The sequence below is a fragment of the Streptomyces sp. NPDC048650 genome, assembly GCF_043199095.1.
GTDB lineage: Bacteria > Actinomycetota > Actinomycetes > Streptomycetales > Streptomycetaceae > Streptomyces.
On record NZ_JBICVM010000001.1, the window covers coordinates 998,207 to 1,011,780 of the forward strand.

Annotated in this window: 12 protein-coding genes; 7 read left to right on the forward strand and 5 right to left on the reverse strand. The window is 73.0% G+C overall.

Annotated features, from left to right (window positions below):
• Positions 1 to 522 precede the first annotated feature (522 nt).
• Entirely contained in the window at positions 523 to 2,778 is a 2,256-nt protein-coding gene (glgX, locus tag ACGFML_RS04595; protein ID WP_393539903.1) for a glycogen debranching protein GlgX, read from the reverse strand.
• Between the two features lie 297 nt (positions 2,779 to 3,075).
• On the opposite strand from glgX, the gene ACGFML_RS04600 reads away from it, so the two are divergent.
• The 7 genes from ACGFML_RS04600 to ACGFML_RS04630 all read left to right on the forward strand — a co-directional run bounded on the left by ACGFML_RS04600 (position 3,076) and on the right by ACGFML_RS04630 (position 9,795).
• The gene (locus tag ACGFML_RS04600; RefSeq protein WP_393540415.1) at positions 3,076 to 4,284 is read left to right on the forward strand and encodes an Ig-like domain-containing protein; all 1,209 of its coding nucleotides are present in this window, start codon (positions 3,076 to 3,078) and stop codon (positions 4,282 to 4,284) included.
• Positions 4,285 to 4,559: 275 nt separating this feature from the next.
• Positions 4,560 to 5,798, forward strand: coding sequence for an Ig-like domain-containing protein (locus tag ACGFML_RS04605; RefSeq protein ID WP_393539905.1), 1,239 nt, complete (start codon positions 4,560 to 4,562; stop codon positions 5,796 to 5,798).
• A gap of 86 nt (positions 5,799 to 5,884) precedes the next feature.
• Positions 5,885 to 6,652 (forward strand): enoyl-CoA hydratase/isomerase family protein, encoded by a 768-nt coding sequence (locus ACGFML_RS04610; RefSeq protein ID WP_393539907.1) that lies wholly within the window; start codon positions 5,885 to 5,887, stop codon positions 6,650 to 6,652.
• 264 nt (positions 6,653 to 6,916) lie between these two features.
• Positions 6,917 to 7,456: an ATP-binding protein gene (locus ACGFML_RS04615; RefSeq protein ID WP_393539909.1), complete on the forward strand. Its 540-nt coding sequence runs from the start codon at positions 6,917 to 6,919 to the stop codon at positions 7,454 to 7,456.
• Positions 7,457 to 7,601: 145 nt separating this feature from the next.
• Positions 7,602 to 8,042, forward strand: coding sequence for a hypothetical protein (locus ACGFML_RS04620; protein WP_393539911.1), 441 nt, complete (start codon positions 7,602 to 7,604; stop codon positions 8,040 to 8,042).
• A 119-nt stretch (positions 8,043 to 8,161) separates the two neighbouring features.
• Positions 8,162 to 8,953: a DsbA family protein gene (locus ACGFML_RS04625; protein WP_393539913.1), complete on the forward strand. Its 792-nt coding sequence runs from the start codon at positions 8,162 to 8,164 to the stop codon at positions 8,951 to 8,953.
• On the forward strand, positions 8,950 to 9,795 hold the full coding sequence (locus ACGFML_RS04630) for a cytochrome c biogenesis CcdA family protein (protein ID WP_393539915.1): 846 nt from the start codon (positions 8,950 to 8,952) through the stop codon (positions 9,793 to 9,795). The genes ACGFML_RS04625 and ACGFML_RS04630 overlap by 4 nt, the downstream gene beginning before the upstream one ends.
• Positions 9,796 to 9,852: 57 nt before the next feature.
• Here the strand turns inward: ACGFML_RS04630 and ACGFML_RS04635 are convergent, their stop codons facing one another.
• The 4 genes from ACGFML_RS04635 to ACGFML_RS04650 form a co-directional block, all read right to left on the reverse strand.
• A complete protein-coding gene (locus ACGFML_RS04635; protein WP_393539917.1) occupies positions 9,853 to 10,215 on the reverse strand; it encodes a hypothetical protein in 363 nt (120 codons plus the stop codon).
• Between the two features lie 153 nt (positions 10,216 to 10,368).
• Positions 10,369 to 11,199, reverse strand: a complete 831-nt coding sequence (nadE, locus tag ACGFML_RS04640) for an ammonia-dependent NAD(+) synthetase (RefSeq protein ID WP_393539919.1) — start codon at positions 11,197 to 11,199, stop codon at positions 10,369 to 10,371.
• A 124-nt stretch (positions 11,200 to 11,323) separates the two neighbouring features.
• Complete coding sequence (locus tag ACGFML_RS04645; protein WP_393539921.1) at positions 11,324 to 11,878, reverse strand: GH25 family lysozyme; 555 nt, start codon at positions 11,876 to 11,878, stop codon at positions 11,324 to 11,326.
• A gap of 379 nt (positions 11,879 to 12,257) precedes the next feature.
• A complete protein-coding gene (locus tag ACGFML_RS04650) occupies positions 12,258 to 13,493 on the reverse strand; it encodes a glycosyltransferase family 4 protein (protein WP_393539923.1) in 1,236 nt (411 codons plus the stop codon).
• Positions 13,494 to 13,574 lie beyond the last annotated feature (81 nt).

Below are 13,574 nucleotides of genomic sequence, written 5' to 3' on the forward strand. Positions count from 1 at the left end.
GAGACGCCCGGTTGTCAGGATCTGTTCAAGTAAATGGCCGGAATACGTCCGTTGGGCGGAATCGGTGTCCGGAAGGCGGACGGGGTCGCAGTCCGGCGGGACCCTTCACCTCCGGATCAAAACCGCCACCAGCAGCCGCGCCGGCTCCGGACGGCTCTCGTGGGCCATGTGCCCGCCCGTCGTCGCGGACGCGTACGTGCCCGAGTGGTGGGTCATCCCGTGCACCGATCGGACATCTCGCCATGGCTGCGACTCCGTGAAATCGCCCAACCGCATCTGCCGCACCGGTACTTCACGTACCGAGGTGTCGTCGTACCGGATCGACGCCATGGGAATCCCGCGTGTACGAAGGGGACTGCCCGTACTCCGTACCGTCATGTCCTGCGGCGGTATCGGAGCCCCCGGCGTGCCGTCCTCGAAAGATCGCAAGAGACCGACAACGACGGCTACGGGCCGTAACACATGCGCACCGGTCGCCGGATTCGGCACTCCTCCCCTCCCGGCGCGCCGCCCCCGGCACTCCTACCCCGGCACCGCCCGGAACAGCAGCACCGTCCGGCCCGGCACGGTGACCGCGGCGCCCGCCGGGTGCCGGGTACCCGGCGTGCCCGCGGCCGGCTGCTCCTCGTGCGCGGTGTCGACGAGGAGTTCGTAGGACCGGGCCCAGGGCGGGCCGGGGAGGGTGAGGGACCGGGGGTGCGCGTCGGCGTGCAGTACGGCCAGGAAGCTGTCGTCGACGATGCGGACGCCTTGTGCGTCGCGCTGGGAGATGTCGTTGCCGGAGAGGTACATGGCCAGGGTGGCCCCCGGGGCGTACCAGTCCTCCTCGGTCATCTCCGCGCCGTCGGCGGTGAACCATGCCAGGTCGCGCAGTCCGTCCCGCCCCTGCGGCCGGCCGGAGAAGAACGCCCGGCGGCGCAGCACGGGGTGGGCGCGGCGCAGCGCGATGAGCCGGGCGGCGAGGTCCGCCAGCGGCCGCCACCGCGGGTCCTCGCGCAGCGACCAGTCGAGCCAGCCGGTCGGATTGTCCTGGCAGTAGGCGTTGTTGTTGCCGTGCTGGGTGCGGCCCATCTCGTCCCCCGCGACGAGCATCGGAACACCGGTGGACAGCAGCAGCGTGGTCAGCAGATTGCGCAGCTGGCGGCGGCGCAGTGCGGTGATCTTGGGGTCGTCGGTCTCGCCCTCGGTGCCGCAGTTCCAGGCCCGGTTGTCGTGGGTGCCGTCGCGGTTGCCCTCGCCGTTGTCGCCGTTGCGCTTGTGCTCGTAGGTGACCAGGTCGCGCAGGGTGAAGCCGTCGTGGGCGGTGATGAAGTTGACCGAGGCGTACGGGCGGCGGCCGCCCCAGGCGTAGAGGTCGCTCGACCCGGAGAGGCGGTAGCCCAGGTCGCGGACGTCGTGCTGGGCGCCGCGCCAGAAGTCGCGGACGGTGTCGCGGTAGCGGTCGTTCCACTCCGTCCACAGGGGTGGGAAGGCGCCGACCTGATAGCCGCCGGAGCCGACGTCCCAGGGTTCGGCGATCAGCTTGACCCGGCGCAGCACCGGATCCTGTGCGATCACGGCGAGGAACGGGGAGAGCATGTCCACGTCGTGCATGGAGCGGGCCAGCGCGGCGGCCAGGTCGAAGCGGAAGCCGTCCACGCCCATCTCGGTGACCCAGTACCGCAGCGAATCGGTGATCAGCCGCAGGACGTTGGGCTGGACGACGTGCAGGGTGTTGCCGCAGCCGGTGTAGTCGGCGTAGCGGCGGGCGTCACCGGCCAGGCGGTAGTAGCGGCGGTTGTCGATGCCCCGCAGGGAGAGGGTCGGGCCCCGCTCCCCGGCCTCCGCGGTGTGGTTGTAGACGACGTCCAGGATGACCTCGATCCCGGCGTCGTGCAGCGCGCGCACCATGCGCTTGAACTCGCCGACCTGCTGGCCGCGGGTCCCGGTGGCGGCGTATCCGGCGTGCGGCGCGAAGTAGCCGACGGAGTTGTAGCCCCAGTAGTTGCGCAGCCCCCGGCGCACCAGATGGTCCTCGTGGGCGAACTGGTGGACCGGCAGCAGTTCGACGGCGGTGATCCCGAGCCGGACCAGGTGCTCCAGCGCGGCGGGGTGGGCGAGCCCCGCGTACGTACCGCGCAGCCGCTCGGGGACGCCGGGGTGGCGCATGGTGAAGCCGCGCACATGCAGTTCGTAGAGCACGGAGTCCGGCCACGGCGTCTTGGGCCGCCGGTCGTCGCGCCACTCGTCGTCGCCGTCGTCCCCCGCGTCGCCGACGACGACGCCCTTGGGGACGTACGGCGCCGAGTCGCGGTCGTCGCGCACGGTGTCGGCGACCTGCTGCTGCGGCCAGTCGCGGACGTGCCCGTAGAGCTGCGCGGGCAGGGCGGGCCCGTGCGGCCCCGGTTCGGTGCGGGTGCCGAAGTCGCCGTCCACGGCGCGTGCGTAGGGGTCGAGCAGCAGCTTGGCCGGATTCCAGCGGGCGCCGGTCCACGGGTCCCAGCGGCCGTGCACCCGGTAGCCGTAGCGCTGACCCGGGTGTACGCCGGGCAGGAAGCCGTGCCAGATCTCGTGGGTGAGTTCGGTGAGCGGGTGGCGCGTCTCCTGGCCCCGGTCGTCGAAGAGACAGACCTCCACGGCCTCGGCGCCGCCCGCCCACAGGGCGAAGTTGGTACCGGCGGCGCCGTCCGGTCCGGTGCGGTAACGGGCCCCCAGGGGCGTGGGACTGCCGGGGCGGGCGTCTGCGGGCGGGACGAGTACTCCGTCCCGGGCCGCCTCCTGCTCGGGTGCGCTCGACACGTACCGGCCTCCTGCGGCTCATGGCTCGGTCGGGCGGCGGCCCGTGCACGGGGGACCCCAGCGTCGGCTGGGGGAGTCCCGGCCGTGCGTCCGCGTCCCCGCCCTCCCCGTTGTTCTGCCCGCAACCGGGCGTTGCCGCACGTGTCCCCTCGGTGTGTGCGGGAGGAGGGCGCCGGGACATTCACCGGCGTGACATTCCCTGTCGTCCCCCACTCATCCGCCACAATTCGGTGTATGACCGGCGGCGAGAAGCGCTCAGTGAAGGACCACCCGGGCAAGGACCGGCTACGAGGGCGGGTGCGGCATCGGGGGCGCCGCTCCCGTCTCGTGTGCGCCGTACTGGCCGCGCTGGCGCTGCCGGTCGGCTGTTCCTCCCCGGACGGCTTCGTCGGCGGCAAGCCGCCCTCGCCCGAGGAGGCGATCCGGGTCGTCCCGCACGACGGCGCGCACGGTGTCCGGGCCGGCGGCCGGTTCGAGGTGCGGGTGCCGGCCGGGCGGCTGGAGCGGGTCGAGGTCCGGCGGAGCGGGGACGCGGGCCACGAGCCGGTCGTCGGCCGGATCTCGTCGGACGGGCTGATCTGGCGCCCGGCGGGCGGTCTCGCGCCCGGCTCCCGCTACACCGTCGACGCGGTGGCCCGGGACGGCGCCGGCCACCGCTCCGCCCGCCACACGACGTTCACCACCTCCGTGCCCCACGGCCGCGTCGCGGGCTACTTCTCGCCCGAGGACCACACGACCGTCGGCACCGGGATGATCGTCTCGCTGGAGTTCAACCGGCCGATCGCCGACCGTGCCGCCGTCGAACGCGCCGTCACCGTCACCGCCGACCCCGCCGTCGAGATCGCCCCGCACTGGTTCGGCGCCCGGCGGCTGGACTTCCGGCCCCGCGAGCGCTGGAAGCCCGGTACCGACATCTCCGTCGACCTGCGGCTGCGCGGCGTCCGGGCCGGGCCCAACACGTACGGGACGCAGGCGAAGACGATCCACTACCACGTCGGACGGGACCAGATCACCCTCGTCGACGCCGCCCGGCACACCCTGACGGTGCGCCGGGGCAGCCGGGCGCTGGCCACCTTCCCCATCACCGCGGGTGACGCCGAAAGCCCCACCTACAACGGGAAGATGGTGATCCTGGAGCGGCGCTCGGTGACCCGGATGAACGGGCACACCGTCGGCTTCGGGGGCGAGTACGACATCCCGGACGTGCCGCACGCGATGCGCCTCACCAGCTCGGGCACCTTCCTGCACGGCAACTACTGGGCACGGCCGCAGATCTTCGGCGGCGCCAACACCAGCCACGGCTGCGTGGGCCTGCGGGACGTCAAGGGCGGCGGCCCGCACACCCCGGCCGGCTGGCTGTTCCGCCACTCGATCGTCGGCGACACCGTGCAGGTGCGCCACGCCCGCGGCGCGTCCCGCCGGGGCGGCACCGTCGAGCCGGACAACGGACTCGGTGGCTGGAACGTGTCGTGGGGGCGGTGGAAGCGCGGCAGCGCGCTGGGTTGAACTCCGCGCGGGGGGGCTGCGCCGATACGGCGGTCCGACCGGATGCCGCCGGCCGACCGCCGCCCTGAAACGGACAGTTCCGGCCACACCCCGTGCGGCTCCGCACGCTGCGCGCGTCCCCTGGCCGACCGGTGCGCCCCGGCCTCGCACTTGGGACCGAACGGTGACAACGGCGGGGAGTTCACCGTCACCGCGGTGTGGTTATCTAACGGCAAGCGCGCGGCGCGTTCGCGCGCGGGGGACCGCGGGCCGTGCGAGGGGAAAAGGGGCCAGTCGTGAAGGTGCAGCCGAATTCGGGGGAGCCGGCCTGCCGGCGGTGGCCACACGGAGGCCGTGGCGCTCTCGCCCTGGTGCTTGGCTCGATGCTGCTGCTGGTGACCGCGTGCGGCGGGGACGAGGCGGACGGCAAGCATCCCGCCGACAGAGCGGGCGGCGACAAGGCCGCGTCGCGGGCCGCGGTGACGATCGCGCCCAAGGACGGCGCGGACGACGTCGCCACCAGCGGTGCGCTGAAGGTGACCGCCGGGAAGGGCAGGCTCGCGTCCGTCAAGGTCAAGGACGGCAAGGGCAATGAGGTCGGCGGGAGGATATCCGGCGGCGGAGCCCGGTGGGAGCCCAGCGGCCACCTGGGCGCCTCGACGGAGTACACCGTGGACGCGGTGGCGGTGGACGGCCGGGGCCGGGAGGCGGCCGAGCACTCCACCTTCACCACGCTCGTCCCGAAGAACACCTTCATCGGCCGGTACAGCCCGGAGAACGGCCAGCAGGTCGGCGTCGGGATGCCCGTCTCGATCCGCTTCACCCGAGGCATCACGGACCTCAAGGCCGTCGAGGACGCCGTCAAGGTCACCGCGAAGCCGTCCGTGCCGGTCGAGGGCCACTGGTTCGGCAACGACCGCCTCGACTTCCGCCCCGAGAAGTACTGGGCACCGGGCACCAAGGTCACCCTCGCACTCGACCTCGACGGCGTCGAGGGCCGTCCCGGCGTCTACGGCACCCAGGCCAAGAAGGTCTCGTTCACCGTCGGCCGCAGCCAGGTGAGCACCGTCGACGCCCGGTCGAAGAAGATGACCGTGGTCCGCGACGGCAGGACCGTCAAAACGATCCCGATCACCGCCGGCGCGCCGGGCACCGAGACGTACAACGGCCGGATGGTGATCAGCGAGAAGCATCCGGTGACCCGCATGAACGGCGACACCGTGGGCTTCGGCGGTGAGTACGACATCAAGGACGTGCCGCACGCCATGCGGCTGAGCACGTCCGGCACGTTCATCCACGGCAACTACTGGTCGGGCCGGCCGACGTTCGGTACCCGCAACGCCAGCCACGGCTGTGTGGGCCTGTTCGACCGGCGCGGCGGCGGGGACGGCTCGACCGCCGCCGCGTGGTTCTTCCGCAGTTCCCGGATCGGCGACGTCGTGGTCATCAAGAACTCGCACGACGAGACGATCCGGCCGGACAACGGCTTCAGCGACTGGAACCTCTCCTGGGAGAGGTGGAAGGCCGCGCAGTAGAGCCGCGGAGTACGGGGGCGGGGCCCGGTGCACTGTGACCAAGTGCACCGGGTCCCGTGCCGTTAACGCGTACTAACCTTCCCCGCATGACTGTGAATCTCGAGGTCGCCGACGGCGTCGGCACCATCCGCCTGGACCGTCCGCCGATGAACGCACTGGACATCGCCACCCAGGACCGGCTGCGCGAGCTGGCCGAGGAGGCCACCCGCCGCGACGATGTGCGCGCCGTGGTCATCTGGGGTGGCGAGAAGGTGTTCGCGGCCGGTGCGGACATCAAGGAGATGCAGGCCATGGACCACCCGGCCATGGTCGTCCGTTCCAAGGCCCTGCAGGACGCGTTCACCGCCGTGGCCCGGATCCCCAAGCCGGTGGTCGCCGCGGTCACCGGCTACGCGCTGGGCGGCGGCTGCGAGCTGGCGCTCTGCGCCGACTTCCGGATCGCCGCCCAGAACGCCAAGCTCGGCCAGCCCGAGATCCTGCTCGGTCTGATCCCCGGCGCCGGCGGCACCCAGCGGCTGGCCCGGCTGGTGGGCCCGTCCAAGGCCAAGGACCTGATCTTCACCGGGCGGCACGTCAAGGCCGACGAGGCGCTCGCCATCGGTCTGGTCGACCGGGTGGTGCCCGCCGACGAGGTCTACGGGCAGGCGCACGCCTGGGCGTCCCGGCTGGCGGCCGGCCCGGCACTCGCGCTGCGGGCCGCGAAGGAGTCCGTCGACGCGGGCCTGGAGACGGACATCGACACCGGCCTGACGGTCGAACGCAACTGGTTCGCGGGGCTCTTCGCGACCGAGGACCGGGAGACCGGAATGCGTAGTTTCGTCGAGGAGGGGCCGGGCAAGGCCAAGTTCCTCTGAAACAGGTGGTGTTGACGGGGCGCCTGATGTTTGGCCGGGACGCAATGCCTCGTGCGGGGGAATTGCGGGAAACCCGATCCGGGTGGCGGTGAAGTGTGTCCACCACGCCCGGTGTCCTGCCCTCGACGGCGTTGCGCCGCTGGTCAGTTGGGGTGCGACGACGCCTCGACTGCCGTTGGCATATGTCCCGCCAGGGGTGCGGAAGGGTCGATTCCGGGCAACGGATTCCGTCGGTTCCGCCCCCGTGACCGTCAAGGAGCGGCCATGATGGGGGGCATGGCGGGCCTCGAAGGAATGGAGCAGCCGCGGCCGCGGAGCGACCCGGCCGCCGGACACCGAGGGATTCCGGACGCGGGCCGGGACCCCGTGGTCCCGACCCCGGGCGGCCCGACCTCCGGGCTCGGGCTGGTCGCCGACCCGACCCTCGACGAGGTCCGGCTCCCCTCGCGCCCCCAGTCCGCGCGCATCGCGCGCCGGCTGACCGGCTGCGTCCTGCTCAAGCAGTGGTCGATGACCCCGCAGCTCGCCGAACACGCCGTCCTCCTCGTCTCGGAGCTGGTCGGCAACGCCGTACGGCACACCGGCGCCCGCGCCTTCGGCCTGCGGATGCTGCGCCGCCGCGGCTGGATCCGGATCGAGGTGCGCGACCCCTCCCGCGGACTGCCCTGCCTGATGCCGGTGCAGGAGATGGACACCAGCGGGCGCGGCCTCTTCCTCGTCGACAAGCTCTCCGACCGCTGGGGCGTGGATCTGCTCCCGCGCGGCAAGACGACCTGGTTCGAGATGCGGGTCATGGACCGCTGACGCGCCCACTGCGCCCACTGCGCGCCGCATGATCCGGTGAGCGGCGGCGGTCCGTAGGATGGGCTGTTCATGCGCGCGGGCCGGTCGTGCCCGCGGGCCGGAACTGCCGGACGGGTCGCCGGGCCGTCGGAGGAGGGAGGGGCACATGTGCCGACTGCGCCGTGTGCGCCGGTCGCCGGCGCTGATCCTGCTGCTCCTCCTCGCGGTCACCTTCGGCCCGATGCTGTGCCGGACCGGCGCGGACCCGACCGGCGGTGACCCGACCGGGCCGGCGGGGCGGACGGCGACGACCGCGGCACCCGACCGGCACGCCCGGGCCGCGGCGGACAGCGTCCGGGCGGCCGCCGCCGGGGCGAGGGTCGCCGTCGCCGACGCACCCAAGCGCTGCTCCCACCAGGACGCCCCCGCACCCGACGAGTCCGTCCCGCTGCCCGCCCCGCACCGCGGCGAGCCGCTCGCGCCCACCGCCACCGGCCCGGCGCCGCACGCCGCCGACGGCGCGGTGCAGTACGCACTCGCCCGGCCGCCCACCGGCGGCACACCCGTCACCGAGCACACCGAGCTCCTGCCCGTACTGCGGATTTAGGCGGACCTTCCGGATCACCCGGGCCCGAGAGCCCGGCTGACCCGGAGGACACCTTCCCGGTCGGCGCCGCACCGCGCGCCCGGCCGAAATCCCCTTCTCCGTACGTCTGGAGCTCCGGCATGCCGTCTTCCCCTCCTCCGCCCTCCGCCGCCTCACCCGCCCGCAAACTGGCCGCCATCGGTGCGGTCATCGCCCTCGTCGTGGCCGTGGTCGCGATTGCCGTCGCCGTCGGGAAGGCCGTCGAGGGCGGCCGCGACGCCGGCCGCACCGGCGGACCCGAGGCCGCCGCCTCCGTGCAGCCGCAGGAGGACGCCGCACAGCAGAAGATGTTCGACCGCCTCGCCCGGCAGACCACCCGGCGCGAGCACGGCGACCCGCTGGCCGTCGGACGGCAGGACGCCCCCGTCCTCCTCGTCGAGTACGCCGACTACCAGTGCTCGTTCTGCGGCCGTTTCACCCGCGAGACCCAGCCCGAGCTGATCAAGAAGTACGTCGACGCGGGCACCCTGCGCATCGAGTTCCGCAACTTCACCCTCTACGGCGCCGACTCCGAGCGGGCCGCCCGCGCCTCCTGGGCCGCCGGCCGGCAGGGCAGGTTCTGGCAGCTGCACGACGAGCTCTACGCCAAGACCCGCAAGGGCGACGCGCTCGCCGAGGACGAGCTCGTCCGCATGGCGCGCGCGAGCGGGGTGACGGACCTCGGCAGGTTCCGTACGGACCTGCACAGCGCGGCCGCCGACCGCGCCGTCAAGCGTGACCAGGACGAGGGCTACGAGCTCGGCGTGCAGTCCACGCCGTCGTTCCTGATCAACGGGCGGCCGGTCTCGGGGGCCCAGCCCACCGAGGTCTTCACGCAGGCGGTCGAGGACGCCGCGGCCCGCGCGGCGAAGAACCGGGCGGCCGCGAAGTGACCGACATCGGCTATCTTGCGGCGTTCCTCGGCGGCGCGCTCGCCCTGCTCAGTCCGTGCAGCGCGCTGCTGCTGCCGGCCTTCTTCGCCTACTCACTGGCGGACACCGGGCGGCTGCTGGCCCGCACCGGGGTGTTCTATCTGGGACTCGCCACCACGCTGGTCCCGCTCGGCGCGGCCAGCACGGCGGCCAGCCGGCTGTTCAACGGCCACCGCGACCTGCTGATCGCCGTCGGCGGCTGGGTCGTCATCGCGATGGGCGTCGCCCAGATCCTGGGCCTGGGCTTCGCCTCCCGGCGCGCCCAGGCCGCCGCGGCCCGGATCACGCCGCACACGGCCGTCTCCACCTTCCTCCTCGGTTGTGTCTACGGCCTGGCCGGCTTCTGTGCGGGCCCGATCCTCGGCGCGGTGCTGACGGTGACGGCGCTCAGCGGCTCACCCGTCCACGGCGCCTCGATGCTGGCCGTCTACGCGCTGGGCATGGCGCTTCCGCTGTTCGTCCTGGCGCTGCTGTGGGACCGCTTCCGGCTCGGTGGCCGCGGCTGGCTGCGCGGCCGCGAGTTCACCCTCGGCAGGCTGCGGCTGCACACCACCTCGGTGCTGTCCGGAGTCTTCTTCCTCGGCATCGGCGTGCTCTTCCTGCGCTTCAACGGGACCAGCGCGCTGCCGGGAATCCTCGACGCGGACGCCGAGTTCGGGCTGGAGGAATGGGCGGCGCGGATCGGGAACGGCGTACCGGACGTCGTGCTCGTCGCCGTGGCCGCACTGGTCGTGGCCGGGGTGCTGGCGCGGATCGCGCTGCGGCCGCCGAAGCGGGCGCCGGGCGCGGACGACCGGCGCTGAGCCGCGGGGCGACGGCCCCGCGGCCCTGCGCCGCCCGGCGGCGCGGCGGGCCGGACGCTACGCGCTCTGCCGTCGCCGCCGGTGCAGTTGCAGGTGCGGGCGGCGGGGGCGCAGATGCGGGTGCGGGCCGTGGGCGTCCGCCCGGCGCCGCCGGTCGTTGCAGAGCAGGCATTTGCCGTACCCGGGCGGAAGCGGGTCCTCCGGGTCGCCGTACAACGGGTCGACCGCGCCGTTGGGGTGGTCGGCGCAGCCGGTCGGCCCGGTGACGGCACCCAGCGATCCGGCGGCGGCCAGCGCCCGGCGCAGCACGTCGACGAGCTGGTCGGCGTCGTGTCGGGTCGGGGTGTGCTGGAGGGACGTGGCGAGGTCGGAGGCGGTGGTCAGCGCGTTCTGGAGTTCGCGCAGGTCTGCGTGGCCCATGCCGTGGAGCGTAGGCGTCCCCACTGACAGTTGATCTTGCGATCGCACTTCGCGGCTTCCCATGGCCGCATGCATGCCCGCTCGGGCCCACGATCTAGCACCCGGGCGGTGACCGGGGCCTGGACGGCGGATGTCGGTCGGGGGCGCGCGGCCTCAGGGGGCGACCGGCAGCGCCCGCTTGTGTCCGGTCAGGCGGTAGCGGCGCACGATGGCCTCGAAGTCGGCGGCGGGGACCGGCCTGCCCTCCAGGAAGTCGTCGATCCGGTCGTAGCTCACACCGAGCGCGTCCTCGTCGGGCTTGCCCGGGTCCAGCGTCTCCAGGTCGGCCGTCGGGACCTTCCGGACCAGTTCGGACGGTGCGCCGAGGGCCTCCGCCACGGCGCGCACCCGGCGCTTGGTCAACCCGGTCAGGGGCACCACGTCGGCCGCGCCGTCGCCGAACTTCGTGAAGAAGCCGGAGACCGCCTCGGCGGCGTGGTCGGTGCCCACGACCAGGCCGTCCTGGGCGCCCGCGACCGCGTACTGGGCGATCATGCGCTGCCGGGCCTTGATGTTGCCCTGGACGAAGTCCTGGTGACGGTCGTCACGGAAGGCGACGCCGCCGTCCACCGCCGCGGCCAGCGCCGCGTCGCTCGCGGGCGCGATGTCCACGGTCAGCTCCCGGTCGGCGCGGATGAACTCCAGCGCCAGCTGGGCGTCCTTCTCGTCCGCCTGGACGCCGTACGGCAGCCGCATCGCGAAGAACGTGGCGTCGTGGCCGGCGGCACGGGCCCGCTCGACGGCGAGCTGGCACAGCCGGCCCGTGGTCGTGGAGTCGACGCCGCCGCTGATCCCCAGGACCAGGGAGCGCAGGCCGGTGGAGGTCAGCCGCTCCGTGAGGAACGTCACCCGGCGCTCGATCTCCCGCTCGGCCTCGAAGGCCGCGCTCACCTGGAGTTCCCGGGCGATCTCCTGCTGCAGGGCGTTGGCCGCCGGATCGGTCACGGCTGCTCCTCGTCGTCTGTGGGGGCGTCGGCCGTACGCCGGTCGTGCGCCTGGTGCTGATGGGGCCGGCGGTGTCCGCAGGGCCGGCGGTCCGGTCCTGCGCATGACGCCGCCGGAGGAAACCTTATGCCGGGTGCGCCCACTTCTTGAGGGCGGCCTTGCTGGAGAAGTCCGCGACGTCCTTGTCCAGCGGCCGGTCGGTGTACTGGTGGATGCGCCACTTCGCCTTGATCCGCGGGTGCCCGGCGGAGACGTAGTCGGCGATCCACAGCCCGTCCGCCGCATAGGACGTGGTGTCGTGGTTGAGCCAGAAGTCGCGGTTGCAGTAGAGCATCACGCGGTGCGTGGGCCGCAGCTTCTTGACCTCCAGCAGGAACTGGTCCTTCTGCGCATTGCTCGCGTAGGTGCCCTCGCCGGTGCGCTCCCAGTCGGCCGCCAGGATGTCGCCCTGGACCGAGGCGCACTTCTCGACGAAGTACTTCGCCTGCGCCGCGATGTTCCCCGGCCACAGGAAGTGGTAGAAGCCGACCACACAGCCCGCCTTACGGGCCTTCGCCGCCTGCGCGGACTGGTGCGGGTTGATGTACGAGCGGCCTTCGGTGGCCTTGACGAAAACGAAGTCCAGCCCCGCGGTGGAATACGAGGTGTTGTAGGAACTGACATCGACACCATGCAGCATGCGCGGCCTCCTGCCGATCGGACCTGAGTTTCGGACCTGAGTTTCGGACCTGCGATTCGATGCGTCGTCTGCGTCAACTGCGGGGAACATCACTGCGGTTCCCGCAGTTCAGCATGTTCATGTCCCAGGACGCCAGATTGCGGCAGGGAAGTTCCGGACGCGGGGAAGTTCCGAAAGCAGGGATGTTCCGAAAACGGGGAACCTCCGGAAACGGGACCTCCGGCGGCGGGGAGGTTCCGGAAGCGGGGAGGTTCCGGAAGCGGGCAGGTTCCGGCGGTCGTGGATTTCCCGCGGTGCGGAACTTCCGTGCGGCGGCGGGAGGTTGAGCGGCGGGGCCGGTCCCGCCCACCGGACCGGCCCCGCCTGCTTCGGTGCCGGTTCAGCCCGCGGCGTGCCCCGCCCGCCGGATGCGCCGCAGCAGACCCCGTAGCCGCCCCCGGGCGCGGCCGAGCACCCGGAGTCCGGCCCGGCTGCGCCGGGTGGCCCGCAGTTCCTGGAAGAGGAGCCGGTAGCGCTCGGCGATCGGCTCCGGGTCGTAGCGGCGGGCGCTGAGCAGCGCCGCACCGGCCATCCGGCGGCGGCGCTCCGGGTCCTCGATCAGCTCCAGCAGTGCCTCCGTCAGCGCCCGCCCGTCACCGCGAGGCACCAGCAGGCCGTCCGTACCGCTGTCGATGATCTCGGCCGGGCCGAGCGGGCAGTCGGTGCTCACCACCGGCACGCCGCAGCGCATCGCCTCGACGAGGGTCATGCCGAACGACTCCGCATCCGAGGCCGACGCGACGATCGACGCCTTGGCGAACTCCGCTTCGATCGGTGACCGCGGCCCGGTCAGCTCCGCCCGTCCGGCGAGCCCCAGCCCGTCGATCAGCACCTGGAGCCGGGCCCGCTCCTCGCCGCCGCCGTGGATCCGCAGCCGCCAGTCGGGGTGCTTGGCGGCGACCGCGGCGAACGCCTCGATCAGCAGGTCGAAACGCTTGCCGTGGACCAGCCGCCCGGCCGCGGCGACGACCTTGGCGGTGCCCTCGGCGGACGGCCCGACCGGCTCCGGCACGATGTTGGGCACGGACAGCACCCGGACGCCCGGCAGCGGCATCCGGGCCCGGTAGACCTCGGCGTCGGCCTCGGTCGTGGTGACCAGCGCGTCCAGCGTCCGGTAGTGGGGGGCGAGCTCGGCCCGCAGCCGCTTGCTGTGCGCGTCGTGCCGCAGGTGTTCCTGGGCGATCCGCAGGGCCCGGCGCGGGCCGAAGCGGGCGAGGTAGACGTTGATGCCGGGCCGGGTCCCGACCAGGACGTCCGCGTCCGTCGTGCGCAGGAGGTCGGCCACCCGGACATCGACCAGCCGGCTGTACTGAGGGTGGCGCTTCTCGGCGGCGGGGAAGTCCCGGGCGGGCTCGTCGAAGAGCGGGTCCGCCATGTCGTCGCTGCCGACCCGGGTGTCCACCAGGGGGACCAGCCGCACCCGGGGATCCACGGTGAACCGCGGTGTCTCGCGGTGCCGCAGCATCGAGACGATCTCGACCTCGTGCCGGCCGGCGAGGGCCGCGGCCAGGTTGAGGGTGGTGCGGACGGTACCGCCTATGGCATACGCGTTGTGCAGCAGCAGGGTGATCTTCATCCGGTGTCTTCCCGGGGCCTTTCGGGCGGGCCCTTCGCCGTGGCCGGCCGGTCCGGCACCGGGCAACGTTCCCGGTAAGGG

Coding starts and splice junctions, on each gene's coding strand:
- ACGFML_RS04620 (WP_393539911.1), top strand. CDS start 7,602: ATGTGCCGACTGCGCCGTGTGCGCCGGTCGCCGGCGCTGATCCTGCTG.
- ACGFML_RS04610 (WP_393539907.1), top strand. CDS start 5,885: ATGACTGTGAATCTCGAGGTCGCCGACGGCGTCGGCACCATCCGCCTG.
- ACGFML_RS04625 (WP_393539913.1), top strand. CDS start 8,162: ATGCCGTCTTCCCCTCCTCCGCCCTCCGCCGCCTCACCCGCCCGCAAA.
- ACGFML_RS04615 (WP_393539909.1), top strand. CDS start 6,917: ATGATGGGGGGCATGGCGGGCCTCGAAGGAATGGAGCAGCCGCGGCCG.
- ACGFML_RS04650 (WP_393539923.1), bottom strand. CDS start 13,493: ATGAAGATCACCCTGCTGCTGCACAACGCGTATGCCATAGGCGGTACC.
- ACGFML_RS04645 (WP_393539921.1), bottom strand. CDS start 11,878: ATGCTGCATGGTGTCGATGTCAGTTCCTACAACACCTCGTATTCCACC.
- ACGFML_RS04635 (WP_393539917.1), bottom strand. CDS start 10,215: ATGGGCCACGCAGACCTGCGCGAACTCCAGAACGCGCTGACCACCGCC.